Source organism: Bradyrhizobium genomosp. III (assembly GCF_000261705.1).
In the GTDB taxonomy this organism is placed as follows: Bacteria; Pseudomonadota; Alphaproteobacteria; order Rhizobiales; family Xanthobacteraceae; genus Bradyrhizobium; species Bradyrhizobium ottawaense.
This window is the reverse complement of sequence record NZ_AJQF01000227.1, coordinates 1-25,554: the sequence shown is the minus strand read 5'-3', so window position 1 is coordinate 25,554 and position 25,554 is coordinate 1. Positions and strand designations below refer to the sequence as shown.

The 25,554-nt window shown below is 64.8% G+C and carries 19 protein-coding genes and 3 tRNA genes; 10 read left to right on the top strand and 12 right to left on the bottom strand.

The window, feature by feature from the left end; translation table 11 throughout:
- On the bottom strand, positions 1-1,185 hold a 1,185-nt coding region (locus tag IC66_RS0119815), incomplete at its 3' end, for a multicopper oxidase domain-containing protein (RefSeq protein ID WP_038948755.1).
- A gap of 154 nt (positions 1,186-1,339) precedes the next feature.
- Between IC66_RS0119815 and IC66_RS0119810 the strand changes: the two genes are divergently transcribed.
- The 6 genes from IC66_RS0119810 to IC66_RS0119785 all read left to right on the top strand — a co-directional run bounded on the left by IC66_RS0119810 (position 1,340) and on the right by IC66_RS0119785 (position 8,856).
- A tRNA-Leu gene (locus IC66_RS0119810) sits at positions 1,340-1,424 on the top strand.
- Positions 1,425-1,597: 173 nt separating this feature from the next.
- A complete protein-coding gene (gene tig, locus IC66_RS0119805) occupies positions 1,598-2,959 on the top strand; it encodes a trigger factor (RefSeq protein ID WP_028141437.1) in 1,362 nt (453 codons plus the stop codon).
- Between the two features lie 305 nt (positions 2,960-3,264).
- Positions 3,265-3,900 carry an ATP-dependent Clp protease proteolytic subunit gene (locus tag IC66_RS0119800; protein ID WP_028141438.1) on the top strand — a complete coding sequence of 212 codons (636 nt, stop codon included), beginning with the start codon at positions 3,265-3,267 and terminating at the stop codon, positions 3,898-3,900.
- 457 nt (positions 3,901-4,357) lie between these two features.
- Positions 4,358-5,629, top strand: coding sequence for an ATP-dependent Clp protease ATP-binding subunit ClpX (clpX, locus tag IC66_RS0119795; protein WP_018320118.1), 1,272 nt, complete (start codon positions 4,358-4,360; stop codon positions 5,627-5,629).
- A gap of 326 nt (positions 5,630-5,955) precedes the next feature.
- Positions 5,956-8,379 (top strand): endopeptidase La, encoded by a 2,424-nt coding sequence (gene lon / locus IC66_RS0119790; RefSeq protein ID WP_028141439.1) that lies wholly within the window; start codon positions 5,956-5,958, stop codon positions 8,377-8,379.
- Positions 8,380-8,451: 72 nt separating this feature from the next.
- The gene (locus IC66_RS0119785; RefSeq protein ID WP_038948754.1) at positions 8,452-8,856 is read left to right on the top strand and encodes a GFA family protein; all 405 of its coding nucleotides are present in this window, start codon (positions 8,452-8,454) and stop codon (positions 8,854-8,856) included.
- 155 nt (positions 8,857-9,011) lie between these two features.
- Here the strand turns inward: IC66_RS0119785 and IC66_RS0119780 are convergent.
- The 3 genes from IC66_RS0119780 to IC66_RS0119765 all read right to left on the bottom strand — a co-directional run bounded on the left by IC66_RS0119780 (position 9,012) and on the right by IC66_RS0119765 (position 11,693).
- A tRNA-Val gene (locus IC66_RS0119780) sits at positions 9,012-9,088 on the bottom strand.
- 118 nt (positions 9,089-9,206) lie between these two features.
- Positions 9,207-9,569 (bottom strand): hypothetical protein, encoded by a 363-nt coding sequence (locus IC66_RS0119775; protein ID WP_018320121.1) that lies wholly within the window; start codon positions 9,567-9,569, stop codon positions 9,207-9,209.
- Positions 9,570-9,851: 282 nt separating this feature from the next.
- On the bottom strand, positions 9,852-11,693 hold the full coding sequence (locus IC66_RS0119765; RefSeq protein WP_049806572.1) for a caspase family protein: 1,842 nt from the start codon (positions 11,691-11,693) through the stop codon (positions 9,852-9,854).
- 121 nt (positions 11,694-11,814) lie between these two features.
- Here IC66_RS0119765 and IC66_RS0119760 point away from each other — a divergent pair.
- Positions 11,815-11,888, top strand: a tRNA-Phe gene (locus IC66_RS0119760).
- Positions 11,889-11,896: 8 nt separating this feature from the next.
- Here the strand turns inward: IC66_RS0119760 and IC66_RS0119755 are convergent.
- Complete coding sequence (locus IC66_RS0119755; protein WP_038948751.1) at positions 11,897-13,672, bottom strand: caspase family protein; 1,776 nt, start codon at positions 13,670-13,672, stop codon at positions 11,897-11,899.
- 371 nt (positions 13,673-14,043) lie between these two features.
- Here IC66_RS0119755 and IC66_RS0119750 point away from each other — a divergent pair, with 371 nt between their 5' ends.
- Both IC66_RS0119750 and IC66_RS0119745 read left to right on the top strand, forming a co-directional pair.
- Positions 14,044-14,904: a class I SAM-dependent methyltransferase gene (locus IC66_RS0119750; protein ID WP_028141440.1), complete on the top strand. Its 861-nt coding sequence runs from the start codon at positions 14,044-14,046 to the stop codon at positions 14,902-14,904.
- A 390-nt stretch (positions 14,905-15,294) separates the two neighbouring features.
- Positions 15,295-16,581, top strand: coding sequence for a hypothetical protein (locus IC66_RS0119745; RefSeq protein ID WP_038948750.1), 1,287 nt, complete (start codon positions 15,295-15,297; stop codon positions 16,579-16,581).
- A 6-nt stretch (positions 16,582-16,587) separates the two neighbouring features.
- Here the strand turns inward: IC66_RS0119745 and IC66_RS0119740 are convergent, their stop codons facing one another.
- From IC66_RS0119740 to IC66_RS0119715, 6 genes are all read right to left on the bottom strand, one after another.
- The gene (locus tag IC66_RS0119740) at positions 16,588-17,556 is read right to left on the bottom strand and encodes a cation diffusion facilitator family transporter (protein WP_038948749.1); all 969 of its coding nucleotides are present in this window, start codon (positions 17,554-17,556) and stop codon (positions 16,588-16,590) included.
- 2 nt (positions 17,557-17,558) lie between these two features.
- On the bottom strand, positions 17,559-20,777 hold the full coding sequence (locus IC66_RS0119735; protein WP_038948748.1) for an efflux RND transporter permease subunit: 3,219 nt from the start codon (positions 20,775-20,777) through the stop codon (positions 17,559-17,561).
- The gene (gene ihpB / locus IC66_RS0119730; RefSeq protein WP_028141444.1) at positions 20,770-21,744 is read right to left on the bottom strand and encodes a divalent metal ion exporter adaptor subunit IhpB; all 975 of its coding nucleotides are present in this window, start codon (positions 21,742-21,744) and stop codon (positions 20,770-20,772) included. The genes IC66_RS0119735 and ihpB overlap by 8 nt, the downstream gene beginning before the upstream one ends.
- Positions 21,741-23,015, bottom strand: a complete 1,275-nt coding sequence (ihpA, locus tag IC66_RS0119725) for a divalent metal ion exporter subunit IhpA (protein WP_028141445.1) — start codon at positions 23,013-23,015, stop codon at positions 21,741-21,743. Before ihpA ends, ihpB begins: the two co-directional genes overlap by 4 nt.
- 54 nt (positions 23,016-23,069) lie before the next feature.
- The gene (locus IC66_RS0119720; RefSeq protein WP_038948747.1) at positions 23,070-23,432 is read right to left on the bottom strand and encodes a hypothetical protein; all 363 of its coding nucleotides are present in this window, start codon (positions 23,430-23,432) and stop codon (positions 23,070-23,072) included.
- Positions 23,433-23,569: 137 nt separating this feature from the next.
- Positions 23,570-23,788, bottom strand: a complete 219-nt coding sequence (locus tag IC66_RS0119715; RefSeq protein ID WP_244429127.1) for a hypothetical protein — start codon at positions 23,786-23,788, stop codon at positions 23,570-23,572.
- Between the two features lie 350 nt (positions 23,789-24,138).
- Between IC66_RS0119715 and IC66_RS0119710 the strand changes: the two genes are divergently transcribed.
- Entirely contained in the window at positions 24,139-25,026 is an 888-nt protein-coding gene (locus IC66_RS0119710) for a hypothetical protein (protein WP_038948746.1), read from the top strand.
- Positions 25,027-25,083: 57 nt separating this feature from the next.
- Here the strand turns inward: IC66_RS0119710 and IC66_RS0119705 are convergent.
- Positions 25,084-25,554 (bottom strand): M20/M25/M40 family metallo-hydrolase (locus tag IC66_RS0119705; protein ID WP_038948744.1); only part of this gene is annotated, 471 nt, incomplete at its 5' end.

Below are 25,554 nucleotides of genomic sequence, written 5' to 3'. Positions count from 1 at the left end.
CGGCTTCCAGCCGTCGTCGAGCTTGTCGAGCAGGCGGAAGTGGTGGCCATGGAGGTGGAAGACGGTCGTCACCGGGCCTGTGTTCTTGAGGGCCAGCACGACGGTGCGGCCCGCCTTGGCGCGGAGGGCCGGGGCGGAGGATCTGGAGAAGTCGGCACACCGTGCCCATCCAGCGTCGGCTGCGCCGAGCGCGACATCGAACCGCAGGGCGCCTCGGAGATCCAGCTTGTCGGGCAGGTCGTTGGAAGGGAGCGGCTGCGGCGGCAACAGCGGCGCGCGGCGCTCCAGTCTGCCGGAGACCGCAAGCGAGCCGATCCGGTGCGCCTCCTTGCTGTCATGGAGCAGAATCGGGGCCGAGCTGGCCGCATCCACAATGGCATCGGCACGCCCGCCCGGGGCCAGGACCAGAGCACCGTTGCGCGCCGGGAACGGTTCGGCTGGTTGTCCGTCCAGGGCCATTACCCGGACGTCGTGGTTTTCCAATTTGATCGCCAGAACAGTGCGTTGGGAGCCGTTGATAAAGCGCAGCCGCAAACGCTCGCCAGCTGCAGCTGAGAGTTCAAATGAAGTCTGTCCGTTAAGCGTATAGAGCGGCGTCGCGTCCTTTGGGGCCCGTCCCGGGGGGAGTGCGGTGCCGTCCGACCGCAACCGCCAGTCCTCGATCAGCAGGACCTCGTCGCGATCGACCGCGCCAGCGTTTGCCTCCTGCGCGATGACCGGAAGCGGGCGCGCAGGCCGCGTCAGGACGTCCTCGAAGAGGCGGAAGTCCGCCAGCAGGGTTCCCGCGCTTGGTACTGAAATAATTGAGGTTTCGGTCGCGCCCGGGGGAGCGGGCGCGCGCCCGCGCAGCGGGTCGGCCGTGGCCGGGCCATTGAGGCCGTACCAGGCTGGGGCAAGTGGGACAGGCAGGTCGTTGCGAAACACCACCTCGCAGCGGTCGCCGCGCTTGAGACGGACGCTCCCGAGGTGGCTTACGGCGGCCAGCTCCCAGATTGGTGTAGCTGGCTGACCCGGCCTCAGAGCCAGGGTTTGCGGCCTTGCCTGAAGGGAAAGCTGGGCGGTCAGGGCCGGGGCGGCACTGCTGGCGACCAACCCGGCCGCCGAGGCGCCAAGCCCGGTGCCAAGCCCGGCGGCAAGGCCGGCCAAAAGCTCACGTCGGGTCGGGTCGAAGAACCGCGTTTTCATGGGCCGATCCGGACCACGCTACGCTGGATAAGTCCAGCCGTCGTGCCTACGTAAAGCCTGCCTCCATCGGGCCATTTTTTTGCTGCGAACAGTCAGGCACATGTTATAAGCCCGGCCGCCCGCGGCATCGCGGCCGGTCTTGATGCAAATTTACGCGGGCGTGGCGGAACTGGTAGACGCGCTGGATTTAGGTTCCAGTGACGAAAGTTGTGGGGGTTCGAGTCCCTCCGCCCGCACCAAGCGCTTATCGCGTTTGCACGGATTACGAGACCTGCTTTCGCGCGGATGTTTGTCCGCCGGGAGCCGGTTCGATGAAGCACCGGCGTTGAGGCGTTTGCCTCGCGCCGGATCGATTAATGACAGCGTCCCGACGCATGCGCGCCGGGACCGAACGGGAAGAAGATTGGACGCCATGCAGGTCACAGAAACCCTCTCGGAAGGTTTGAAGCACGAGTTCAAGATCAGCGTTCCCGCGTCTGATCTCGACGCCAAGGCCGGCGCCAAGCTCGTCGACCTCAAGGACAAGGTCCGCATCAACGGCTTCCGCCCCGGCAAGGTGCCGGTCACTCACCTGAAGAAGGTCTACGGCCGCTCGGTGATGGCCGAGACCATCGACCAGACCATCCGCGACACCAATACGCAGCTGTTCTCCGAGCGCGGCTTCCGCCTTGCGACCGAGCCGAAGATCACCATGCCGAGCGAGCAGGCCGAGGTCGAGGAGCTGCTGAGCGGCAAGACCGATCTGACCTACACGGTCGCGATCGAGGTGGTGCCGGCGATCGCGCTCGCCGACTTCAAGACCTTCCAGGTCGAGAAGCCCGTGGCCGACGTCACCGACGCCGACGTCGACGAGGCGATCAAGCGCATCGCTGATACCAACCGCGGCTATGCCGCGAAGGCCGAGGGCGCCAAGGCCGAGTCGGGTGACCGCGTCACCATCAACTTCAAGGGCTCCATCAACGGCGAAGTCTTCGAGGGCGGCACCGGCGAAGGCATCCAGGTCGTGATCGGCTCCAACACCTTCATTCCCGGCTTCGAGGAGCAGCTGACCGGCATCGGCGCGGGCGAGACCCGCACGCTGAAGGTGTCGTTCCCGAAGAACTACATGAACGACAAGCTCGCCGGCCAGCCCGCCGAGTTCGAGACCACCGCGACCTCGATCGAGGCGCCGCAGGACATCGCGATCGACGACGAGTTCGCCAAGACGCTTGGCCTCGAATCGCTGGACAAGCTCAAGGAAGCCGCGCGCGAGCGTCTGAACGTCGAGTTCGCCGGCGCGACGCGCCAGCGCGTCAAGCGCGCGCTGCTCGACCGCCTCGACGAAGCCCATCGCTTCGAGGCGCCGCCCTCGCTGGTCGACGAGGAGTTCAATCTCATGTGGAACTCGGTCAAGGCCGAGATGGACTCCGCAGGCAAGACCTTTGCCGACGAGGACACCACTGAGGACGCCGCCAAGGAAGAGTACCGCAAGATCGCCGACCGCCGCGTGCGGCTCGGTCTCGTGCTCTCCGAGATCGGCGAGAAGAACAAGATCACCGTGACCGACGACGAGGTCGGCCGCGCCGTGATCGAGCGCGCCCGCTCGATGCCCGGCCGCGAGAAGGAAGTCTGGGACTATTACCGCAGCAACGCCCAGGCGTTGGCCCAGCTCCGTGCACCGATCTATGAGGACAAGGTCGTCGACTTCATCCTCGAGCTCGCCAACGTGACCGAGAAGAAGGTCTCGCGCGAGGACCTCTACAAGGACGACGAGGCGGAAAAGACCGCAGCCTGAGGCCCGTTTCGATACCATCGGAATGGGGCTCTGAGGCAGCCATCCATTAAGGATGATCGGCAAAGAGGCCCAGCTAGCCAGATGGCCGGCTGGGCCTCTTCGTACGAATCAGCTTCAACTGCCCCGCGGATTAAGCCTTAATGCGCTCCGCACTTGTCAGGTGCGAATTGGGCTATATCTGTCGGTACGCCTTCTACCTCTACCAAGTTCCTGCATCACGGGACGTCCATCGGCCTTCAGCAGATCCAGCCCAAACTGGCAGTCAAGACTGGCGATGTCCGCCTCTTAAAAACCCTAGGTGACTCATGCGCGATCCGGTTGAAACCTACATGAACCTCGTGCCCATGGTGGTCGAGCAGACCAACCGTGGCGAGCGCGCCTACGACATCTTCTCGCGCCTCTTGAAGGAGCGCATCATCTTCCTGACCGGTCCGGTCGAGGACGGCATGTCGACGCTGGTCGTCGCACAGTTGTTGTTCCTCGAGGCGGAAAATCCGAAGAAGGAAATCTCGATGTACATCAACTCGCCGGGCGGCGTGGTGACGTCGGGCCTTGCGATCTACGACACCATGCAGTTCATCCGCCCGCCGGTCTCGACGCTGTGCACGGGGCAGGCGGCCTCGATGGGCTCGCTGCTGCTCGCCGCCGGCGAGAAGGACATGCGCTTCTCGCTGCCGAACGCGCGCATCATGGTGCATCAACCCTCCGGCGGCTTCCAGGGCCAGGCCACCGACATCATGCTGCACGCGCAGGAAATCCTGAACCTGAAGAAGCGGCTCAACGAGATCTACGTGAAGCACACCGGCCAGACCTACAAGGCGATCGAGGACGCGCTGGAACGCGACAAGTTCCTGACCGCGAACGACGCCAAGGAGTTCGGCCTGGTCGACAGGGTCATCGACAAGCGTGCCGAGGAACCGGCGGCGGCGAAGACCCCGTAGCACTACTGGGGCTGCGGCGATCCCTTACTCGACCCTCGGGCATCGCCGGGCACCATCAGGGCGGCGTTCACGTTTAGGACGCGTGTGCGCGTCGCAAAACGGTATTTTGCGCCCTGCGGCAAGCAGAAGGTTCCGCTTTCGTGCTTGTTTTTCGTGGCAATCCAGCAACGCCGGGGTGATTTCGATCACTTCGCCCGTGCCAAGACCGGAAATCACGGTATTGTCACGGGTAGCCGGCGACCCCCGATTAGCGAATTCTTGATAGTCGGGTGACAGCATGGTTGGCTACGAATGATCGGCTATGATCGCGGAGAATCGAGTGACCGTGATTCGCACGGGATGTAACGCGTAGGGTCTTTTTTGGTACGGAATTTGCTCTACTTAAGCTTCATGCCGACCATCGTGTCGGAATGGAGCGATCGAGCGGAACGGGATCGAACCGCGGACGGAGACATGAATGAGTAAGGTCGGCACGAGCGACTCCAAGAACACGCTATATTGCTCGTTCTGCGGCAAGAGCCAGCACGAAGTCCGCAAACTGATCGCGGGTCCCACGGTCTTCATCTGCGACGAGTGCGTCGAGCTCTGCATGGACATCATCCGCGAGGAAAACAAATCCTCGCTGGTCAAGTCGCGCGACGGCATTCCGACGCCGAAGGAAATCTGCAAGGTCCTGGACGACTACGTGATCGGCCAGAGCCATGCGAAGAAGGTCCTGTCGGTCGCGGTGCACAATCACTACAAGCGCCTCAACCACCAGACCAAGCACAACGACGTCGAGCTCGCGAAGTCGAACATCCTGCTGATCGGTCCGACCGGCTCGGGCAAGACGCTGCTCGCGCAGACGCTCGCCCGCATCCTGGACGTGCCGTTCACCATGGCCGATGCGACGACGCTGACCGAGGCCGGCTATGTCGGTGAGGACGTCGAGAACATCATCCTGAAGCTGCTCCAGGCCGCCGACTACAACGTCGAGCGCGCCCAGCGCGGCATCGTCTACATCGACGAAATCGACAAGATCAGCCGCAAGTCCGACAATCCCTCGATCACGCGCGACGTGTCGGGTGAGGGCGTGCAGCAGGCGCTGCTCAAGATCATGGAAGGCACGGTGGCTTCGGTCCCGCCGCAGGGCGGCCGCAAGCATCCGCAGCAGGAGTTCCTGCAGGTGGATACCACCAACATCCTGTTCATCTGCGGGGGTGCCTTCGCCGGCCTCGAGAAGATCATCTCGGCGCGCGGACGGTCGACCTCGATCGGCTTCGCAGCCCAGGTGATGGCGCCGGAAGACCGCCGGACCGGCGAGATCTTCCGTCACGTCGAGCCTGAGGACCTCCTGAAGTACGGCCTCATCCCCGAGTTCGTCGGCCGTCTGCCGGTCGTGGCGACGCTCGAGGACCTCGATGAGACCTCGCTGAAGAAGATCCTCACCGAGCCGAAGAACGCGCTGGTGAAACAGTACCAGCGGCTGTTCGAGATGGAGAACATCGAGCTGACCTTCGCCGACGAGGCGCTTGGCGCGGTTGCCCGCAAGGCGATCGAGCGCAAGACCGGTGCGCGCGGATTGCGTTCGATCCTCGAGGCGATCCTGCTCGAGACCATGTTCGATCTGCCGGGCCTGGAAGGTGTGGAAGAGGTCGTGATTTCGCGCGAAGTCGTGGAAGGAACGGCGCGTCCGCTCTACATCTACGCCGATCGGTCCGATCGCGCCGTCGAGAATGCCAGCGCCTGATCTTTCGGCGCTGGAACGCTCCAATTGTATCTTCAAAGTGGGCTGCGGAAGTGTATCTCCGCAGCCGATGTTGCGTCGCTTACCGCGTTGCGTAAGCGCCTGATGGCGCGCGTTTTTCAATGACTTGACACCCCCCGGGTCGATAGCCACCTAATGTCGGCGGCGAGCGAAAATTCTCTTCCGGATTCGCCTCAGTTCCGATCCGGCGAGCCGGTCCAACGCGAAAAACGGACCGATCGGTTTTGCGGATCACCTCGGCACCTTGTGGCGGTTGCGCATGAGCATGGCGGGCTGCGTGCAAGGGGGCAAAGCAAAAGGAAAAGGCCATGACTAATCCAAAACCCAGGCCAACCATCGTTCATGGCGAAACGCACGCCTATCCCGTGCTGCCGCTGCGCGACATCGTCGTCTTCCCGCACATGATCGTTCCGCTCTTCGTCGGTCGCGAGAAGTCGATCCGCGCGCTCGAAGAGGTGATGAAGAACGACGCGCTGATCATGCTCGCGACGCAGAAGAACGCGTCCGACGATGATCCGGCGCCCGACTCCATTTACGAGACCGGTACGCTTGCCAGCGTGCTGCAGCTCTTGAAGCTTCCCGACGGCACCGTGAAGGTGCTGGTCGAAGGGCTCGAGCGTGCGCGCGTGCAGAAATACACCGATCGCGCCGACTATTACGAAGCGACCGCCATTGCGCTGGCCGACACCGATGCGAAGTCGGTCGAGGCGGAAGCGCTGTCGCGCTCGGTCGTGTCCGACTTCGAGAGCTATGTGAAGCTCAACAAGAAGATCTCGGCCGAGGTCGTCGGCGTCGTGCAGGCGATCACCGATTTCGCCAAGCTCGCCGACACCGTTGCCTCGCATCTCGCCGTCAAGATCGCGGATCGCCAGGGTATCCTGGAGACGCTGTCCGTCACCACGCGCCTTGAGAAGGTGCTGGGCCTGATGGAGAGCGAGATCTCGGTGCTGCAGGTCGAGAAGCGGATTCGTTCTCGTGTCAAACGACAAATGGAGAAGACCCAGCGCGAGTACTATCTCAACGAGCAGATGAAGGCGATCCAGAAGGAACTCGGCGACGACGACGGTCGCGACGAGCTCGCCGATCTCGAAGAGAAGATCGCCAAGACCAAGCTCTCCAAGGAAGCGCGCGAGAAGGCGCAGCATGAATTGAAGAAGCTGCGCCAGATGTCGCCGATGTCCGCGGAAGCGACCGTCGTGCGCAACTATCTGGATTGGCTGCTGTCGATCCCGTGGAACAAGAAGTCCAAGGTGAAGAAGGACCTGGAATCGGCGCAGGCCATCCTGGACTCCGATCACTACGGGCTGGAGAAGGTCAAGGAGCGCATCGTCGAGTATCTCGCCGTGCAGTCGCGCGCCAACAAGCTCACGGGCCCGATCCTGTGCCTGGTCGGGCCTCCCGGCGTCGGCAAGACCTCGCTCGGCAAGTCGATCGCGAAGGCGACGGGGCGCGAATTCGTGCGCGTCTCGCTCGGCGGCGTGCGCGACGAGGCCGAGATCCGCGGTCACCGCCGCACCTATATCGGCTCGATGCCCGGCAAGATCATCCAGTCGATGCGCAAGGCGAAGTCGTCCAATCCGCTGTTCCTGCTGGACGAGATCGACAAGATGGGCGCCGATTTCCGCGGCGATCCGTCCTCGGCTCTGCTCGAGGTCCTCGACCCCGAGCAGAACGGCACCTTCAACGACCACTATCTCGAGGTCGACTACGATCTGTCCAACGTGATGTTCATCACGACCGCGAATACGCTCAATATTCCCGGGCCGCTGATGGACCGCATGGAGATCATCCGGATCGCGGGCTACACCGAGAACGAGAAGGTCGAGATCGCGCGCAAGCATCTGATCCCGAACGCGGTGTCCAAGCATGGCCTGGACTCCAAGGAGTTTTCGATCGACGACGACGCGCTGCTGCTTTTGATCCGCCGCTACACCCGCGAAGCGGGCGTGCGTAATCTGGAGCGTGAGCTCTCCACACTCGCCCGCAAGGCGGTGAAGGAGCTGATGATCTCCAAGAAGAAGTCGGTCAAGGTCACCGAGAAGACTCTGGAAGAGCTGCTCGGCGTGCCGAAGTACCGCTTCGGCGAGATCGAGAGCGAGCCGCAGGTCGGCATCGTCACCGGTCTTGCCTGGACTGATGTCGGCGGTGAGCTGCTCACCATCGAAGGCGTCATGATGCCCGGCAAGGGCAAGATGACGGTCACGGGCAATCTGCGTGACGTGATGAAGGAGTCGATCTCGGCGGCGGCGTCCTACGTCCGCTCGCGGGCGATCAACTACGGCATCGAGCCGCCGATGTTCGACCGCCGCGACATCCACGTGCACGTGCCTGAGGGCGCGACGCCGAAGGACGGCCCGTCCGCGGGCGTCGCCATGGCCACCGCGATCATCTCGGTCATGACCGGCATCCCGGTCCGCCACGATGTCGCGATGACCGGCGAGATCACGCTGCGCGGCCGCGTGCTGCCGATCGGCGGCCTGAAGGAGAAGCTGCTGGCTGCGGCCCGCGGCGGCATCAAGACGGTGCTGATCCCCGAGGACAACGCCAAGGATCTCACGGAGATTTCCGATGCGATCAAGGGCGGCATGGAGATCATCCCGGTCTCGCGCCTCGACGACGTCGTCGCCAAGGCGCTGGTGAAGAAGCCTGTGCCGATCGTCTGGGAAGAGGACACCAAGGTGACGGTGAAGCCGGACGGCGATGAAGCCGCCGGCGGCCTGACCGCTCACTGAGGTTCGGCGAAAAGATGATAGAACGGCGCCTTCGGGCGCCGTTTTTGTTTTGGGGGCAAGGGGAGGAGGGCGATGCACGTCGACGGGCAATGCCATTGCGGGACAATCACCTTCGAGGCCGAGGTCGATCCGGAGGAGGTCTCGGTCTGTCACTGCACCGATTGCCAGACGCTGACCGGCTCGCCGTTCCGGGTGACGGCCGTCTGCTCCGGCGTTGATGTCCGCCTGACCGGCGGCACGCCCAAGGTCTACGGCAAGCGCGGCGACAACGGCCGGATGCGCTTCCAGCACTTCTGCGCCGATTGCGGTTCCCCGCTGTTCACCAGCGGCGAGGGCGATGAGGCCGACGATTGGGGCATCCGCTGGGGCTCTATCCGCCAGCGCGACAAATTGCGCCCCGTCAGGCAGATCTGGTGCCAGTCGGCGGCGGTATGGATCGACGCGGTGCCGCTGCTGCCGGGGAGGCCGCAGGATTGAGGTTGGCTTGCCGAGCCGAAGCTCGCGGCTCAAAGCCCGCCTTCGCCCGTTGGGCTTCGGCGCGGCAGCCTTCGCTCACTTCGCGCCACGAGCACGAATGCTGGCCTGCCGAGTTGCCGGCTTGCCCAGCCGAAGCTCGCGAAGCGAGCGAAGGCTGGTGGGCGGTCACGGATTCGAACCGCGGACCCTCTCGGTGTAAACGAGATGCTCTAACCAGCTGAGCTAACCGCCCCACGGCGCCTCTTTAGCGCCTCGGCGGGTGTCGGAGCAAGGGCCGAGCGCGCCCGAGAAGGCGGCGATCGTGCTCGCCGCCGCTGCGCAACGCCTCGGCCCGGAACAGCGCCTGATTGTCAGGCTGTCTTGGTGAACATCGTCAGGACACCATCGGCGATGTTGATCGCGACGACTTGTGACGAGCTCAAGCCCTTGGCCTTGAGCACGGAGGCTGCTTGCGGTGTGGCGTCGATGGACTGCCGGAGCGACTGGATGTCCTTGTCGCTTGTGTGCGCCACGAGTTCATCGACCTTCGCGCGCACGGCCGGCTGCAATTCCTTGACGTCCACAACCTGTATGCTCCGGATCTCGGTGCTGGACTGCGTGGACGGCTGTTCCGCGCCGGGTTGCGACGATGCGCCCTGTGCCTGCACCAGAGCCGGTGTTCCGAGACAGAGAGCTGCAACGATGACGGATGCCGTGAAGCTGCGCATGGTCATGCCTTTTCCAGTTTGAGGAACGGCGAAACCTATCGACGAAATCTGGTTGGCATCTGATTCCGATGTGGCCGTTCGGTGAAACCAATGCGGCCGTAATGCGCACGGATGAGACCGGCTGCGCCGGGTCTGGTGATGTCTACGGCAAGGGGTTAGCTCAGCTGGTTAGAGCATCTCGTTTACACCGAGAGGGTCCGCGGTTCGATTCCGTGACCGAAAGTGAAGAACAGCCAACTCTGGGGCCGAAAAATTCGACCCGGCTAAACTCCTGAAGCTGCCGAAGAGTTAGGGACACACTTCCCTGTATCCGACCGATCCCGCACCCGACGAGCTCCCACTCTCGACCCGGCATCCCGATTTGACCGGACGACAGCCTGCGTTGCCGCATATAAGCTGCCCGCTTGCCTGAGGCTTGGATGGTTTGGCTTCCGTTTGCTTGCGCTCAGTATCCCGCTTCTTGGCGTCCTCGCGCGTCGCGACCGGCTTCTTGTCCTGCACCTTCTCGCATTCATTGTCGTCATTGACGCGGTAGCCGGCGCGGCAGGCGATCTTGGTGCAGGTGTCGCCGTCTGCCCTGAAGCCGCGGTCGCAGATCAGCGGACAGACGCGGCCGGGCTTCGCCTTGATCGCGTCCAGCGCATCGAAGCTTGCAAGCTTGGCGTCGAATTTGGTGCCAGCATATTTGTTGAACAGCGCCAGCGAACGCTGTGATGAGGCATTCCAATCGCCGTCTGCGGAAGCTGTCAGACAGCCGACACGGCGGAGCTCCGACTGAACCAGCTTCGTCGTTTCCTGCGGCGACATTGTCGGCGGGGTCGAAGAGGGCGCTATCGCTGCGACCTTCTGCTCCGCGCTGGCAGAGGCTTGTTTCTCCGCGGCCAGCTTGGCGGCCGTCTCGGCGGTGGCCTTGTCGTTCGCCAGCTTCTCGGCGAGCGCCTTCTCCGCGGCCAGCTTCTCGGCGAGGGCCTTCGCCGCTGCCGCCTCGGCGTCCTTCCGGCGCTGCTCCGCTGCGGCGGCCTTGGCTTCCTCGACCTGCTTGGCCTTCTCGGCCGCAAGACGCTTCTCCTCGGCCGCCTTGGCCGCGGCCGCCGCCTTCTCCTGCTCGGCCTTGGTGGCGCGCTCGGCTGCGAGCCGGGCCTTCTCCTCTTCCGCCTGCCGAGCCTTGTCCGCCGTGGTCGCGCGGGTTTCTTCGGCAGCGATCTTGTTCAACTGGCCTTTGGCAAGATCGGTATAGAAGCTACTCGGAAAGCGGTTGAGGAAGGCTGTCCAGCCGTCACGCGTACCGAGCTGAAGCGCCAGTTCGTAGTCGCGCCGGATCTCACTGTCGGGGTTGGCCTGGGGGCCGGCGACGACCGGTTTCGTCGCAACCAGCGGCACGTCGTCGCCGCCCAGCGAGCCATAGACATAGGGCTCCTGCTTGTAGCCGGTGTTCTTGAGGACATCGTCGCGCACGAAGCCGAAGGCCTTGCGCAGGTCGAGCCCCGGCGTCGGCAGGCGTTCGACCAGCGCTGCGGCAAACGGGCTGTTTTTGGCGTCGCCGTCCGAAGCGGTCGAGCCCGCCTTCGCCGCGAAGGCGACCATGGTGTTCGGGCTGGTCGGCTCGACCTTGGCGAGGCCGCGGCCGATGGCGCGCGCGGCGATCGTGCGCTTCATGGTCTTGGCAAAGGGATTGTCGCGGCAGGCATCGAGGATGACGAGGCGGAGCTGCTTGGCCGGTTCGACCGCGAACAAAGCGCGGTCCAGCGGCAGCGTCTCGTCGAGGACGTCGCTGTCGGTCTCGAGCGTTGCGTCGGTGGGGATCAGATAGTTGGTGCCGTCGAGCTCGATGCCGTGGCCGGCATAATAGACGACGGCGACGTCGGCCTCACGTGCTTTGCCACCGAAGTCGCGCAGCGCACGCCGCATCTCGGCGGCATTGAGATCGAGCTTGATGTCGACGAGGTCGAATCCGGCCTTCTTCAACATGCCGCCGACCGCGGAGGCGTCGTTCACCGGATTGGCGAGCCTCGGCGCGCTCTTGTAGGCGGAATTGCCCATCACCAGGGCGACGCGCTTTTCCGCGTGCGCCGGGCCGCAGCCCAGGCACAAGACCGTCAATAAAAATAGAAAAAACCGAAACACGCCCATTGCAGCCCCAAATCGCAATGTGACCAGAATAGTCCAGAGCATGCCATCAAGGCAAAGCCCCCTATGTGACCAAAGTCACAGGCGTCCGGGCCAGCCCGCGTGGGGTTAATAGGTGGCGATGGGGTTGGCTCAGCGGGTTAGAGCATCTCGTTGAAACCGGGAGGGTCCGCGGTTCGAATCCGTGACCGCCCACCACCAGCCGATCAGTTGCACACTTCAACCTGATGCGCTGCAGACCCGTACTGGCCTCCGACCCTCAAACGCTCGATTCGACACCCGGGCTTCACTGCCCGGCAGCCGGCGTCGTTGCAGAGGATTTGACCTGATGCTTGCGGCTTCGCCGGTGCGGTTTCGACCTGCCTGCGCTGCTCATCCCGCTTCTTGGGTTCATCGCGCGTGGCGACCGGCTTCTTCTCCTGCACCTTCTCGCATTCGTTGTCGTCATTGACGCGGTAGCCGGCGCGGCAGGCGATCTTGGTGCATGTGTCGCCGTCGGCCTTGAAGCCGTGGTCGCAGATCAGCGGGCAGACGCGCCCCGGCTTGGCCTTGATCGCGTCGAGCGCATCGAAGCTCGCGAGCTTGGCGTCGAATCTGGTGCCGGCGTATTTGTTGAACAGCGTGAGCGATCGCTGTGAAGAGGCATTCCATTCCCCATCCGCTGCGGCGGTCAGACAGCCGACGCGGCGCAGCTCCGATTGGACAAGCTTGGTCATTTCCTGCGGCGACATCTCCGGCGGAGTCGAAGAGGGCGCAACGGCCGCGATCTTCTGCTCCGCATTGCCTGAGGCCTGTTTCTCGGCGGCCTGCTTGTCGGCCAGGGCCTTTGCTGCTGCCGCCTCGGCGTCCTTCCGCCGCTGCTCGGCTGCGGCCGCCCTGGCTTCCTCGATCTGCTTGGCCTTCTCGGCGGCGAGACGCTTGTCCTCGGCCGCCTTGGCCGCGGCTGCCGCCTTCTCCTGCTCGGCCTTGTTGGCGCGCTCGGCGGCGAGGCGGGCCTTCTCCTCTTCCGCCTGCCGGGCCTTGTCTGCCGTGGTCGCACGGGTTTCCTCGGCGGCGATCTTGTTCAACTGGCCTTTGGCGAGATCGGTATAGAAGCCGCTCGGAAAGCGGTTGAGGAAGGCGGTCCATCCGTCGCGTGTCCCAAGCTGAAGCGCCAATTCGTAGTCGCGCCGGATCTCGCTATCGGGATTTGCCTGGGGTCCGGCGACGACAGGTTTCGCCGCAATCAGCGGGACGTCGTCGCCGCCGAGCGAGCCGTAGACATAGGGCTCCTGCTTGTAACCGGTGTTCTTGAGGACGTCGTCACGGACGAAGCCGAACGCCTTGCGAAGGTCAAGGCCGGGTGTCGGCAGCCGTTCGACCAGGGCTGCGGCAAACGGGCTGTTCTTGGAGTCGCCGTCCGAGGCCGTCGAGCCGGCCTTGGCGGCGAAGGCGATCATCGTGTTCGGGCTGGTCGGCTCGACCTTGGCGAGGCCGCGGCCGATGGCGCGCGCGGCCACCGTCCGTTTCATCGTCTTGGCGAACGGATTGTCGCGGCAGGCATCGAGAATGACGAGGCGAAGCTGCTTGGCCGGCTCGATGGCGAACAGCAGCCGATCGAGCGGGAAAGCCTCGTCGAAGACATCGGTATCGGTTTCCAGCGCGGCGTCGGTCGGAACGAGATAATTGTTGCCGTCCAGCTCGATCCCGTGGCCGGCATAATAGATGACGGCGACGTCGGCCTCGCGCGCCTTGCTGCCGAACTCGCGCAGGGCCTTGCGCATGTCGACGACGCTCAGGTCGAGCTTGACGTCCACGGTGTCGAAGCCGGCCTTCCTGAACATGCCTCCGACCAGCGAGGCGTCGTTCACCGGATTGGTCAGCCGGGGCACGCTCTTGTAGGCGGAATTGCCGATGACGAGAGCCACGCGCTTTTCAGCGTGCGCCGATCCGCAGCCCAGGCAGAATATCGTCAGAAAAAATAGAATCCGAATCGTGCCCATTGCAGCCCCAAATCGCAATGTGATCAGAGTAGTCGGAGTATGCCCTGGAGGCAAAGACACCTAATGTGACGAACATCACAGGCGCCCGTACGGGCAATAGGCCAATGTCCGCCCGCAAGTCACAACGGAGGGTTGGCCAATGTGTGCTCTGCTGGATCTCATCTACCGACATGTCTGCCGGGCGTGCCTGCGCGAAGCGCGTCGCATGAGCCGAGGCCGTTCGACCATCGCAATCTCGTAATTCCGGGCCCGGCGCGCGACCCGCCTTGACTCCTTGAAGGGGTGCGCCCGCCATCCCGACGTGGTATCGCCCCTGTGCGGTTGCAAAACCGACGGGATGGGCATCGCGAATGGGAATGACCGGGAACACCATGCAGCAGCCGAGCGGACACGAGCAAAACGCCGACCAGATCGCCTATTGGAACGGCCCGAGCGGCCAGCGCTGGGCCGATCGCCATGCGGCGCAGGAGAGCCTGCTCGGACCGATTGCCGCGGCGCTGATCGACCGCGCCAAGCCGAGGCCCGGGGAGCGCGTCCTCGATGTCGGCTGCGGCTCCGGTGCGACGACGTTCGCGTTCGCCAAGGCGGTGGCGCCCGATGGGTTTGCGCTCGGCCTCGATGTGTCAGAGCCGATGCTGTCCCAGGCGCGCGCGTTCGCGCCAAAAGGCCTGCCGCTCGATTTCGTGCTGGCGGATGCAACGGTGCATCCGTTCGAGCCGGCGAGCTTCGATCTTTTGGCCTCGCGCTTCGGCGTGATGTTCTTTGCCGATCCCATTGCGTCCTTCAGCAACTTGCGGCGCGCGTTGAAGCCGACCGGGCGGCTCGCCTTCGCCTGCTGGCGCGAGCCAAAGGAAAACCCGTGGATGATGGCGCCGCTGATGGCGGTCTACAAGCACGTGCCGAAGATGCCGCCGGTCGGGCCGGAGGAGCCGGGCCCGTTCGCGTTCGCCTCGGAGGAGCGTGTGATGCGCATCCTGAAGGGAGCGGGTTTCGTCGACATGGCGATGGAGCCGCATAATCTGGAGATGGATGTCGCGATCGGTGGCGGCCTCGATGCCGCGGTTGACGGTGCCCTGCAGATCGGTCCCGCCAGCCGCGCGCTGCAGGGACACCCGCCGGAGACGTATGCGGCCGCAAAAGCCTCGATCCGCGAGATGCTCGCGCCGTTCCAGAAGGAGCAGAGCGTCGCGCTGCAGGGCGCGATCTGGATCGTGACCGCGAAGGCGACGTAGTCGCCCCCAACTCCCGGTTGCGAGCATTGAAGATGAATCCAGCACTGAGCCAGCGCACTGGTCTTTGGTCCGCCTTGCCCCGGTGGGCAGTCTCTATTGCGTGGTTCTGGGTCTGGGTTTGCGCAATCGGCCTGGCCTTGATGGTTCATCTTGCTTTCCTGATGAACTGGCCGGATCACTTCATCCATGAGGACAGCGCGGCCTATATCATACAGGCCGAATCCATCCTGAGAGGACAATATCTCGAGGATATGATGAAGCGGCCGTACGGTGTGGCCGCCTTCCTTGTGCTGCTGTCAAAACTGTTCGGCCCGCACATCCTCGTCTTCGTCATCGCGCAGCACCTGATGAGCGTCGGCACTGCGCTTTTCGTTGCAGGGATCGTGCGTTTTGCCGGCGCGTTTCTTCGCGCTCGTGGCCTTTTGTCTGGCGGCGTTGCACGGCCGCATCGTCCACTACGACAACACGATCGGTGCGGAGACGATCTCCAACTTCCTGGTCAGTCTTGCGGCTTTCATCGCCGCGGGCGCCGCCTTCAGGAAATGGCCGGCGTTGCCGGCCGCAGCGGCCGTGGGCTTGACGCTCGGCGCCGTGATGACATGCCGGTCGGCCGCAATAGGTCAGGCCGCGGTCATTCTGTTATGGCTGGTGGTGGTGCTGGACGCAGGGCTCCTGCGCCGGCTTGGCGTGCTTGCACTGGCAGGCTTTTTCGCCTCGGCCGTCTACCTGACGCCGGCGGCGATCAACTTGGCGATCGGCAAACGCCCCGCCGGCAACGAGATCGTGGCCGCGATGGCCTTCGTGGTCGGCTATTCCGGCGATTTCGAGCACGGCGTTCATCTCGACCGGAAGGCGCAGGCGCGGGGATACGTCGAGCAGATGCGGGCTGCGGACACTCCTCAGGGATGGCCCGACACCGGTGTCTATCAGTGGCCGTTCGGCGCGATACACCGGCTGGCGAAGCCCGGCGACAGCGAAGTGGATCTCGAGCGGGTCGTGCGTGACATCTTCATCGAAACGCTGACGACGCCATCGACGCTCTATCGACACCTCACGAAGCACTTTTTCCGGGAGATGTACTTCCTGCTGTTCGACGCAAATTCGGTTGCGCGGCGGACGCCCAATCCGCAGGGCTATGAGTTCTTCATGGACCGCGACAGGTTCCCGTTCTTTGGCAGCCCGACCGGGTTGAAGTCCGGACAGTTGGTTCACGACTACTACAAACCCTGGTGGCCACTGTCGCGGCTGCTCTCCGCGGATCGGCTTCAGCTCACCCTGAACCGCCTTTTTGCGCGTGGCTACGCGCCCAACTCGGAGCTGGTCGCGCTGTGCTGCGGGGTGGAGGTTTCGCCCGAATACGACGATTTCCCGGGTCCGATCTGGTGGCTGTCCGCGGCGACACTCGGCCTCGCTCTCGTGCTTCTGATTGGCGTCCCTGCGAGCCATGCGGGTTTGGTGCGGTGGCCGACCGGCCGCCTTGTTGCCGGCGGTAGCTTGATGATCCTGCTGGCGTTGGCCAGCGCCGCATTTCCGACCTTCCTCGTTTATGGGCTCAATCGCTACGCGTACTACGTCATTCCCTTCCTCGCCGGCTCGAGCGCGATCCTGGGGAGTGTGCTGTTCGATTGGCTCAGGGCCGGGGCCAAGTCCGAGCGGGCCGAGCGCGGCGAGGCATAGACGCGGTCACACCACATCATCCGGCGCCAGCGCGCAGCCATTGTCCGGATGGGTCTCGACCTGAAGCGTGGTGTGGCCGATGTGATGGGCCGTCTTCAGGAGCTGCGCCGTCTCCATCAGGAAGGCATCGCCGGCCCCAGTGGGCATGACGAGGTGGCAGGTCAGCGCCGTCTCGGTGGTCGAGATCGGCCAGACATGGAGATCGTGGATCGCGGACACGCCGGGACGCGCGAGCAAGAACGACCTGATCGCGGCGAGGTCGGTGCCCTTGGGCGCTGCCGCCATCGACATGTCGATGGAGCCGCGCAACAGGCTGGTCGTGCTCCACAGGATGGTGGCGCAGATGACGAGGCTGGTGAGGGGGTCGAGCCAGAGCCAGCCGGTCCAGATGATCAGCGCCGCCGAGACCACGACGCCAAGCGAGACCGCTGCGTCGGCGGCCATGTGCAGATAGGCGCCTTCGACGTTGATATCGTCCTTGCGGCCGCTCGCAAACAGCATGGCCGTGAAGCCGTTGATGAGGATGCCGATGCCGGCGACCACCATCACCGTGACGCCCGCGACCGGCTCCGGCTCGCGCAGGCGCAGGATCGCCTCCCAGCCGATTGCGCCGGTTGCGACCAGCAGGAACACCGCATTGGCCAGTGCCGCCAGAATGGTGGAGGCGCGAAAACCGTAGGTGAAGCGGCCGCTCGGCGCGCGCCGTGCCGCGATCGAGGCGCCCCAGGCCACGACCAGTCCGAGCACGTCGGACAAATTATGACCGGCGTCCGCGAGCAGGGCGGTGGAATTGCCGAGATAGCCGTAGACCGCCTCGGCCACGACGAGGGCGGTGTTGAGCAAAATGCCGATCGCGAACGCCTTGCCGAAATTGGCGGGCGCATGGACATGGCCGTGACCGTGGTCGTGACCATGACCAGGACCATGGTCGGCGTGATCATGGTGATGATGACCGTGATGGTCGTGGCTGCCCAATTCTAGCGCTCCCCGGACGTCGCCAAATCAGCTGCCATTGTAGGCGTTTCGTTTGCGACGTCACGGCGGAACAGCACGTAGAGCGCGGGCAGCACCAGCAATGTCAGCACGGTCGAGGAGATGATGCCGCCGATCACCACGGTCGCCAGCGGCCGCTGCACCTCGGCGCCGGCACCGGTCGCGAGCGCCATCGGCACGAAGCCGAGCGAGGCGACCAGCGCGGTCATCAGCACCGGGCGCAGCCGCGTCAGCGCCCCCTCGCGCACGGCGTCCGCGATGGGCCGCCCCTCGCTGCGCAGGCGCTCGATGAAGGCGATGATGACGAGGCCGTTGAGGACAGCGACGCCCGACAGCGCGATGAAGCCGACGCCGGCGCTGATGGAAAGCGGAATACCGCGCAGCAAGAGCGCGGCGACGCCGCCGGTCAGCGCCAGCGGCACGCCGGAAAACACCAGCGCTGCGTCCGCCGCCGACCCCATGCCCATGAACAGCAGCAGGAACACCAGCAGCAGCGCCACCGGCACCACGATCATCAGCCGTTTTGTCGCGGAGACCAACTGCTCGAACTGGCCGCCCCAGCCGATCCAGTAGCCGGGTGGCAGCTTGACCTTCTCCGCGACCGCCGTCTCGGCTTCGGCCACGAAGGAGCCGAGGTCGCGCGCGCGGACATTGGCCGTGACGACGATGCGCCGCTTGCCGTTCTCGCGGCTGATCTGGTTCGGGCCGGGCGTGGCATCCACGGTTGCGACCGACGACAGCGGCACATAGCGCATCTGGGTGAGCGGGGAGGCGGACAGCGCGGTGCGAACGGCCGTGCCGGTTGCTGCGTCCTCGCCGGGCGGCAGAGGGATCGGGATCGCCCGGATCGCCTCGAGATTGCCGCGTAGATGCTCCGGCAGGCGAACCACGATATCGAAGCGGCGGTCGCCCTCGAACAGCTTGCCGGCCGATTTGCCGCCGACGGCGATCTCGACGATGCCCTGCACCTCACCGACGCTGAGGCCGTAGCGGGCGAGCGCCTGGCGATCGAGGCGGACGGTGAGGATCGGAAGCCCTGCGACCTGCTCGATCTTGACGTCGCTGGCGCCGCGGACGCCGCGGATCGCGGCCTCGACCTGCTTGGCGGCGCCTTGCAGGATGTCGAGGTCATCGCCGAAGATCTTGACGCCGACGTCGCTGCGCACCCCCGAGATCAGCTCGTTGACGCGGAACTGGATCGGCTGGGAGATCTCATAGGCGCTGCCGGGAATGTCGTCTGCGGCCTTGTCGATCGCTTCGATCACCTCCGATTTCGATTTGCCCGGGTCGGGCCATTCGGCGCGCGGCTTCAGCATGATGTAGCCATCCGTCTGCGCCGGCGACATCGGATCGGTCGCGATCTCGGCGGTCCCGATGCGGGTGAAGAACTCCTTCACCTCCGGAATCTGCGTGATGCGCTTTTCCAGCGCCTTCTGCAGGTCCAGCGATTGCGTCAGACTGGTGCCGGGAATCCGGATCGAGGCCAGCGCGACGTCGCCTTCGTCCAGGCTCGGAATGAACTCGCCGCCCATCCGCGAAGCGGCGATGCCGCTTGCGACCACGATGAATGCGGCCATGACGGCGACCGCGAGCCGGTTGTCGATGGCAAAGCGGAGCAGGGGGAGGTAGGCGCGCTTGGCCATGCGCATGAACAGGTTTTCGTGCTCGGACACCTTGCCGGTGACGAAGATGGCGACGGCCGCCGGCACGAAGGTGATGGAGAACAGCACCGCGGCGCCCAGCGCCATCAGCACTGTCAGCGCCATCGGCGTGAACATCTTGCCCTCGACGCCCGTCAGCGTCAGCACGGGCAGATAGACCACGGCGATGATCAGCGTTCCGAACAGGCTCGGCTTGATCACCTCGCTGGACCCGCGCAGGATCGCACGGAGCCGCTCAGAGGTCGTGAGCAGGCCGCCTTTCTCGCGCTGGGCCGCGGCCAGCATGCGCAGGCAATTCTCGACGATGATCACGGCACCGTCGACGATGATGCCAAAGTCGATCGCGCCGAGGCTCATCAGGTTCGCGCTGACTTTCGTCTCGACCATGCCGGTGATCGTCATCGACATGGACAGCGGAATGACGCAGGCCACCACGAGGGCGGCGCGGATGTTGCCGAGGATCAGGAACAGCACCGCCACCACCAGGGCGGCGCCTTCGAGGAGGTTGTTCCTGACGGTACGGATGGTGGCTTCGACCAGATCGGTGCGGTCGTAGACGGTTCGCGTCACGACGCCATCGGGCAGCGATTTGGCGATGTCCTCGAGCCGGGCCGCGACGCGGCGGGCCACCGTGCGGCTGTTCTCGCCGATCAGCAGCATGGCGGTGCCGAGCACGGTCTCCTCGCCATCGCGCGTCGCGGCGCCCGTGCGCAGATCGCGGCCTTCCGTGACGGTCGCGACGTCCCTGATCCGGACGGGATTGCCGCCGCGCGAGCCGATGACGATGTCCTGGATCTCGCTGATATTGCCGACCTGGCCGGGGGAGCGAACCAGATATTGCTCGCCGTTGCGCTCGATATAGCCGGCGCCGACATTGGCGTTGTTGGCGGCGAGCGCCGTCATGACGTCGCGAAAGCCGAGCCGGTAGGCCATCAGTTTGCCCGGGTCCGGCAGCACGTGGAATTGCCGCTCGAAGCCGCCGATGGTGTTGACCTCGATCACCCCTGGCACGTTGCGAAGCTGCGGCTTGATGATCCAGTCCTGCACGGTGCGCAAATCGGTCAACGAATAGTCGTGACCGCCTTGCGTCTTCGCGCCCGTCTTGGCTTCCACGGTGTACATGAAGATCTCGCCGAGCCCGGTCGAGACCGGGCCCATCGCGACCTCGACGCCAGCCGGAAGCTGGTCTTTCACCTGCTGGATGCGTTCGCCGACGAGTTGGCGGGCGAAAAAGATGTCGGTGCCATCCTTGAAGACGACCGTCACCTGGCTGAGGCCGTAGCGCGACAGCGAGCGGGTATAGTCGAGCTTGGGCAGGCCGCCCATCGCGGTCTCGACGGGGAAGGTGATGCGCTGCTCGGTCTCGAGCGGCGAATAGCCGGGCGCGCGGGTGTTGATCTGGACCTGGATGTTGGTGATGTCAGGCACCGCGTCGATCGGAAGGCGCTGGAAATTCCAGGCCCCGAAAGCAATGGCGCCGAGCGCAAACAGGAGGACCAGCCAGCGCTGATGCAGCGAGACGGCGATGAGGCGCTCAATCATGTTCGGCCTCGCCCTTGCCCATCTCCGCCTTCACGACGAAGCTGTTCTCGGCGACGTAGTGCTCGCCGGCCGACAGGCCGGCCTTGATCTCGACATGGCGCGGATCGGAATCCCCCGTTTCAACCGGGCGTGCCTCGATTTTGTCGCCGTCCTCGCGGACGAACACGATGGTCCGGTTCTCCAGCGTCTGGATCGCGCTGCGGCGTACGGCGACCGCGACGTTGCGCGCGGCGAGGATCAGCCTCGCCGTGACGAACAGGCCGGGCCGCAGGCGGCCATCCGGATTTTGCAGCACCACGCGTGCAAGCGCTGTCTGGGTCTCGCTGGAGCCGATCGGCGCCATGTAGGAGATCGTGCCCTTGATCTCGCCGCGGCCATCGTCGGGATCGATCAGCACCTCGTCGTTGAGGTGGACGCGCCGGAGATCCTGCCGATAGATCGACAGGTCGACCCAGATGGTCGAGAGGTCGGCGACGACGAAGGCCGGCTTCTGTTCGGAGGCATATTCGCCGAGCGAGATTTGTCGCTCGATGATGGTTCCGGCAATGGGAGCTTTCAGCTCGTAGACGGTGAGGCTCTGGTTGCTCTCGATCGCGGCGAGCAGATCGTCCTTGCCGACCTTGTCGCCGATGCGCTTCTGGATCGATTTGGCGAGGCCCGGAAAGCGCGGCGTCACCTGCACCACGGCTTCCTGGTTGGCACGCAGAATGCCATTGAAGGCGAGCGTGTCGGTCAGGGTCGCGCTCGCGGCCTCGGCGAGCGTGACGCCCGCGGCCGCCAGCTTGACGTCGGAGATGCGGATGCGGTCGGCACCGTGCTCATCTTGCTCGACATGGTCGTTCGGCTTCTTTTCGGAATGCTCAGTGTGCTCGGTATGCGCGGGCGTGGCCGGCGCGAGCAGGGAATAGCCGTAAGCGCCGAGCGCGGCGGCAACGATGGCGACGAGAATGGTGGAGGACGTCTTCATCGTGCGCTCTCCCGCGCCAGCGTGAAGGGATTGCCGACGAGACCTTCGATGGTCGCAACGCCTGCGTGGAAATTCTGAAGCGCCTCCTGCTCGCGCAGCCGCGCCTGGGTGACGCTCGCCTCGGCGTCGAGTACCTCGAGCAGGGTGAAGCGGCCCTGGCCGTAGCCTTGCGAAATCGCCTCGGACGCCTCGACGGCCTTGGGAATGGCGGTCTCACGCAGCACGGCGAGCTCGCGCAGCGAGCCCTGCAACGAGTCGTAGGCGCGGCCGGCAATCACGATCAAGGTGTTGCGGTTGGCCTCGCGCTCGGCCTTGGTCTTGGCGAGGCTTTCCTGCGCCGAGAGGATATTGCCCTGGTTCTGGTCGAACACGGGGATCGGCACCGAGAGGGAGAGCCGCACCGCATCGTCATTGGTCTCGTTGAAGTGGCGCCAGCCGGCGGCGATCCGCACGTCCGGATAGGGCTTGAGCCGGGCCAGCAGCAGCTCGGCATTGCGCTGGGCGAAGACGGCGGTCCAGCGCACCAACTGCGGATTGGCATCGATGGCGGCGACCACCGACTGGAACGTCGGCGGCTTGCCCATGGTGTCGAGACGGCCGGAGACCTCGCCGAATTTCGCGGATGCGTCGCCCATCAGCACGGCAAGCTCGCGCCGGGCGCTGGCCAGCGTTGCCTTGAAGCGTTCGCGGTCGGCCTTCACCAGGGCGGAGGCCACTTCGGCGCGGCCAGTCTCGGCCGGCGAGGAGGCGCCGGCCTCGACGCGGCGGCGCAGGAGCGGCGTCAAGCGGTCGATCGCCGCAATCTGCTCGTCGAGGATCTGGATGCGTCGCTGCGCGCCGAGCACGCTGAGGAAGGCGATCGCGGTCTCCGACAGCACCTCCAGCCTGACCGCCTTGCGCTGGATCGCGGCGACCTCGATCCCGGCCGCGCCGGCCGCGATCCGCGCGTCGCGCTTGCCGAACAGCTCAAAGGCCTGGCTGATCTGGAGCGTGGTCTCGGCCGATCGGGTCCCGCGATATTTGCCGGAGCCGAATGAATCGTCCTGCTCGTAGGACAGTTCCGGATTGAGCAGGGCGCCCGCCTGGATGCGCTGGCCCGTGGCGATGCCGACGTCGCGCTCCGCCGCCGTCAGCCGTGGGCTCGCGGCCAGCGCGCGCGACAGCGCGCTCCGCATCGTCAAAGTCTGGGCGTGCGACGGCGCAATCGCCGATCCAGCAATCAGACACGCCACCGCGCACGCCAGGCGCGCGGCCATTCTCCTGCGCAACATAAAACCGACCTGTGAAGGATGAACCTAATGGGCGCGGACGCCCGACCAATCCGTTCAGGCAATATGTTTGGGAGGCGGGGAATCGGTATCGGGGGTAATTCCAGCGAGCCGGGGTACAGGCTGCGGGCTCGATGCGGCTGCAGGCGCGACCGAAACGGCCGCCGGCGGCGGCTGTGTCACCGTCAGCGAGAAGCAGCCATGGCAATGATGTCCGCCGATGGCCTTGTGGTCGCTGTGGCCCGTGGGGCCATCAAGGACCGCTGCGATCTCCGAGCCGCCGCCCGGCGTGGTGACGTCGATGTCGTGCGAGCCATGCAGCGCGCTCGCGAGCAGGTAGGCAACCGCGATCAGCACAGACAGCAGCCCGCGCCAGTTGCGCCGGCGGCAAGTTGCTGAGGGCTGGCGGTTCGCGGGCACGACGTCACTCTGGTTGCGGTCTATGCCCGGCCTAGCATGGGGGTGGGAACAGTGTCGACCTGCAACATTGTTACGTCCCTTGAAGAATTGCCGCAGTGCTGGCCGCAAACGCCAACACGCGTCTCATTGGCGCGTGATCAGGCCCAGTTGAGCGTCGGCTGCTGCTTCGCATGCCACCTCTGGAAGATCGCCGGTGTCGCCGGCTTCGGCCGAGACGATTGCGCAACGGCCGGCTTCCATCGCCGCTCCAGCCATTTGATGGCTTCATTGACCCATCTGTCGTGCTGCTCGGGATCGGCGATCGCCTTTTCCCGAAATGCATCTGCCTGATGAAGGCACGCCGTTCTGCGGTCCACGCGGCTCTCCCCGATCCGGAGGTTCCGCCCCGGTGGCATCCTTTATGATCGCAGAGCCGGCGTCGCTAACATAGGACAGGAAGCGCAAAAGGAAGGCCCCAGCCCGGGGCTGACCGGCTGAGGCCTTCGTGCTCACAATCTTCATCCTTGGGACTCGAACAGGCAACGCCCGTCTCGCCGGTTCGTTCCGCAATTGATGCCGAATTAGGAACGTTCCTCATATCTCGCGATTTAGCGAGCAGGAGAAACTGAGGAGGACGGGACTATGGACGGACTGATTTATCTCATCGGCTTGATCGTCGTGGTCATGGCGATCCTGTCGTTCTTCGGCCTGCGCTGAGAGAACGGCAATGGAAACCCTCGTACGCGACAACATGATGGAGCGCGGTGCCACGGCTGCCGACGACCGCCGGACCATCCAGTGGAGCTCGGTGCTCGCAGGCGCTCTCGCCGCCGGCGCAATGTCGTTCATTCTGGTCGGCTTCGGTGTCGCGGTCGGCTTGGGTGTCAGTTCGGCCTCGCCGACTTGGCGCGATGCCTCGGCGGCGCTGGCGCTGCTCTCCGGGCTCTATCTGATCGTCCAGGCGATCATCAGCTTCGGCTTCGGCGGCTACATCGCTGGCCGGACGACGCGACCGGCGCCTGCGCTTGCAACGATCGAGGATGATGGCGAGCGGCGCGACGGGCTGCATGGCCTGACCGCCTGGGCATTGGCCGTGCTGGCTGGCGCAGCTCTGCTGGCGCTTCTTGGCGCTGCTGCGATCGACCGTTCGCCGATGCGCAGCTCGGCGAGCAATACCTCCGCAGCCGAGCCGCTGCTGAGCTATGAGCTCGACAAGCTGTTCCGCGCGCCCCGCCGCGCGCCAAACACGGATCTGAGGGAAGCCCGCGCCGAAGCGGGGCGTGTCCTCATGACGTCATCCAGCCACAGCGGCGTCAGCGCCGATGACCGGACCTACCTCGTGCAGCAGGTTGCCGCAGTAACGGGACTGGCGGCCCCTGACGCCGAACGGCGCGTCGATGTGCTGATCGCAGACTCGAAGACGGCCATCAACCGCGCGCGGCGCAACGCGATCATCGTGGCCTTCTCGGTCGCAGCCGCGACCCTGATCGGCGCCGCGGTGGCTTGGGCTGCGGCTGTCGCTGGCGGACGGCATCGTGACGGAGAGCCGTTGCCGAACTGGATGGCGAGCTCAAATCGCTTCCACCGCAGCCCGCGCGCAATGCCGGTGCCGTAGGTTCCAAAACAAATGGCCGGGCGCAAGCCCGGCCATAACGGACGCCTGCAGGAAGTTTCAGGCTTTCTCCTCCCAGATCATCGCGAGATGCACGATGGTCTGCACGGCTTTTTCCATGTCCTGCCGGCTGACCCATTCGAGCCGCGAATGAAACGCGTGCTCGCCGGCAAAGATGTTGGGGCAGGGCAGGCCCATGAAAGACAGGCGCGAGCCGTCGGTGCCACCGCGGATCGCGGTGCGCATCGGGCGCAGGCCGGCGCGGCGGATCGCCTCGATAGCGTATTCGAGCACGTGCGGGTGACGGTCGATCACCTGCTTCATGTTGCGGTACTGCTCCCGCACCTCGAACGTGTAGGTCGAGCGCGGATAGTCCTTCATCACGTCCTTGACGATGGTCTCGAGCAGGACCTCCTTCTCCTTCAGCCCTTCCTCGGTGAAGTCGCGGACGATGAACGAGAGCCTCGCCTGTTCCAGCGCACCCTCGATGCCGATCGGATGCAGAAAGCCCTGCTTGCCCGAGGTCGTCTC

Coding starts and splice junctions, on each gene's coding strand:
- lon (WP_028141439.1), top strand. CDS start 5,956: ATGACTAATCCAAAACCCAGGCCAACCATCGTTCATGGCGAAACGCAC.
- IC66_RS0119800 (WP_028141438.1), top strand. CDS start 3,265: ATGCGCGATCCGGTTGAAACCTACATGAACCTCGTGCCCATGGTGGTC.
- ihpA (WP_028141445.1), bottom strand. CDS start 23,015: ATGTTGCGCAGGAGAATGGCCGCGCGCCTGGCGTGCGCGGTGGCGTGT.
- ihpB (WP_028141444.1), bottom strand. CDS start 21,744: ATGAAGACGTCCTCCACCATTCTCGTCGCCATCGTTGCCGCCGCGCTC.
- tig (WP_028141437.1), top strand. CDS start 1,598: ATGCAGGTCACAGAAACCCTCTCGGAAGGTTTGAAGCACGAGTTCAAG.
- IC66_RS0119710 (WP_038948746.1), top strand. CDS start 24,139: ATGGAAACCCTCGTACGCGACAACATGATGGAGCGCGGTGCCACGGCT.
- IC66_RS0119750 (WP_028141440.1), top strand. CDS start 14,044: ATGCAGCAGCCGAGCGGACACGAGCAAAACGCCGACCAGATCGCCTAT.
- IC66_RS0119765 (WP_049806572.1), bottom strand. CDS start 11,693: ATGGGCGTGTTTCGGTTTTTTCTATTTTTATTGACGGTCTTGTGCCTG.
- clpX (WP_018320118.1), top strand. CDS start 4,358: ATGAGTAAGGTCGGCACGAGCGACTCCAAGAACACGCTATATTGCTCG.
- IC66_RS0119785 (WP_038948754.1), top strand. CDS start 8,452: ATGCACGTCGACGGGCAATGCCATTGCGGGACAATCACCTTCGAGGCC.
- IC66_RS0119755 (WP_038948751.1), bottom strand. CDS start 13,672: ATGGGCACGATTCGGATTCTATTTTTTCTGACGATATTCTGCCTGGGC.
- IC66_RS0119775 (WP_018320121.1), bottom strand. CDS start 9,569: ATGACCATGCGCAGCTTCACGGCATCCGTCATCGTTGCAGCTCTCTGT.
- IC66_RS0119735 (WP_038948748.1), bottom strand. CDS start 20,777: ATGATTGAGCGCCTCATCGCCGTCTCGCTGCATCAGCGCTGGCTGGTC.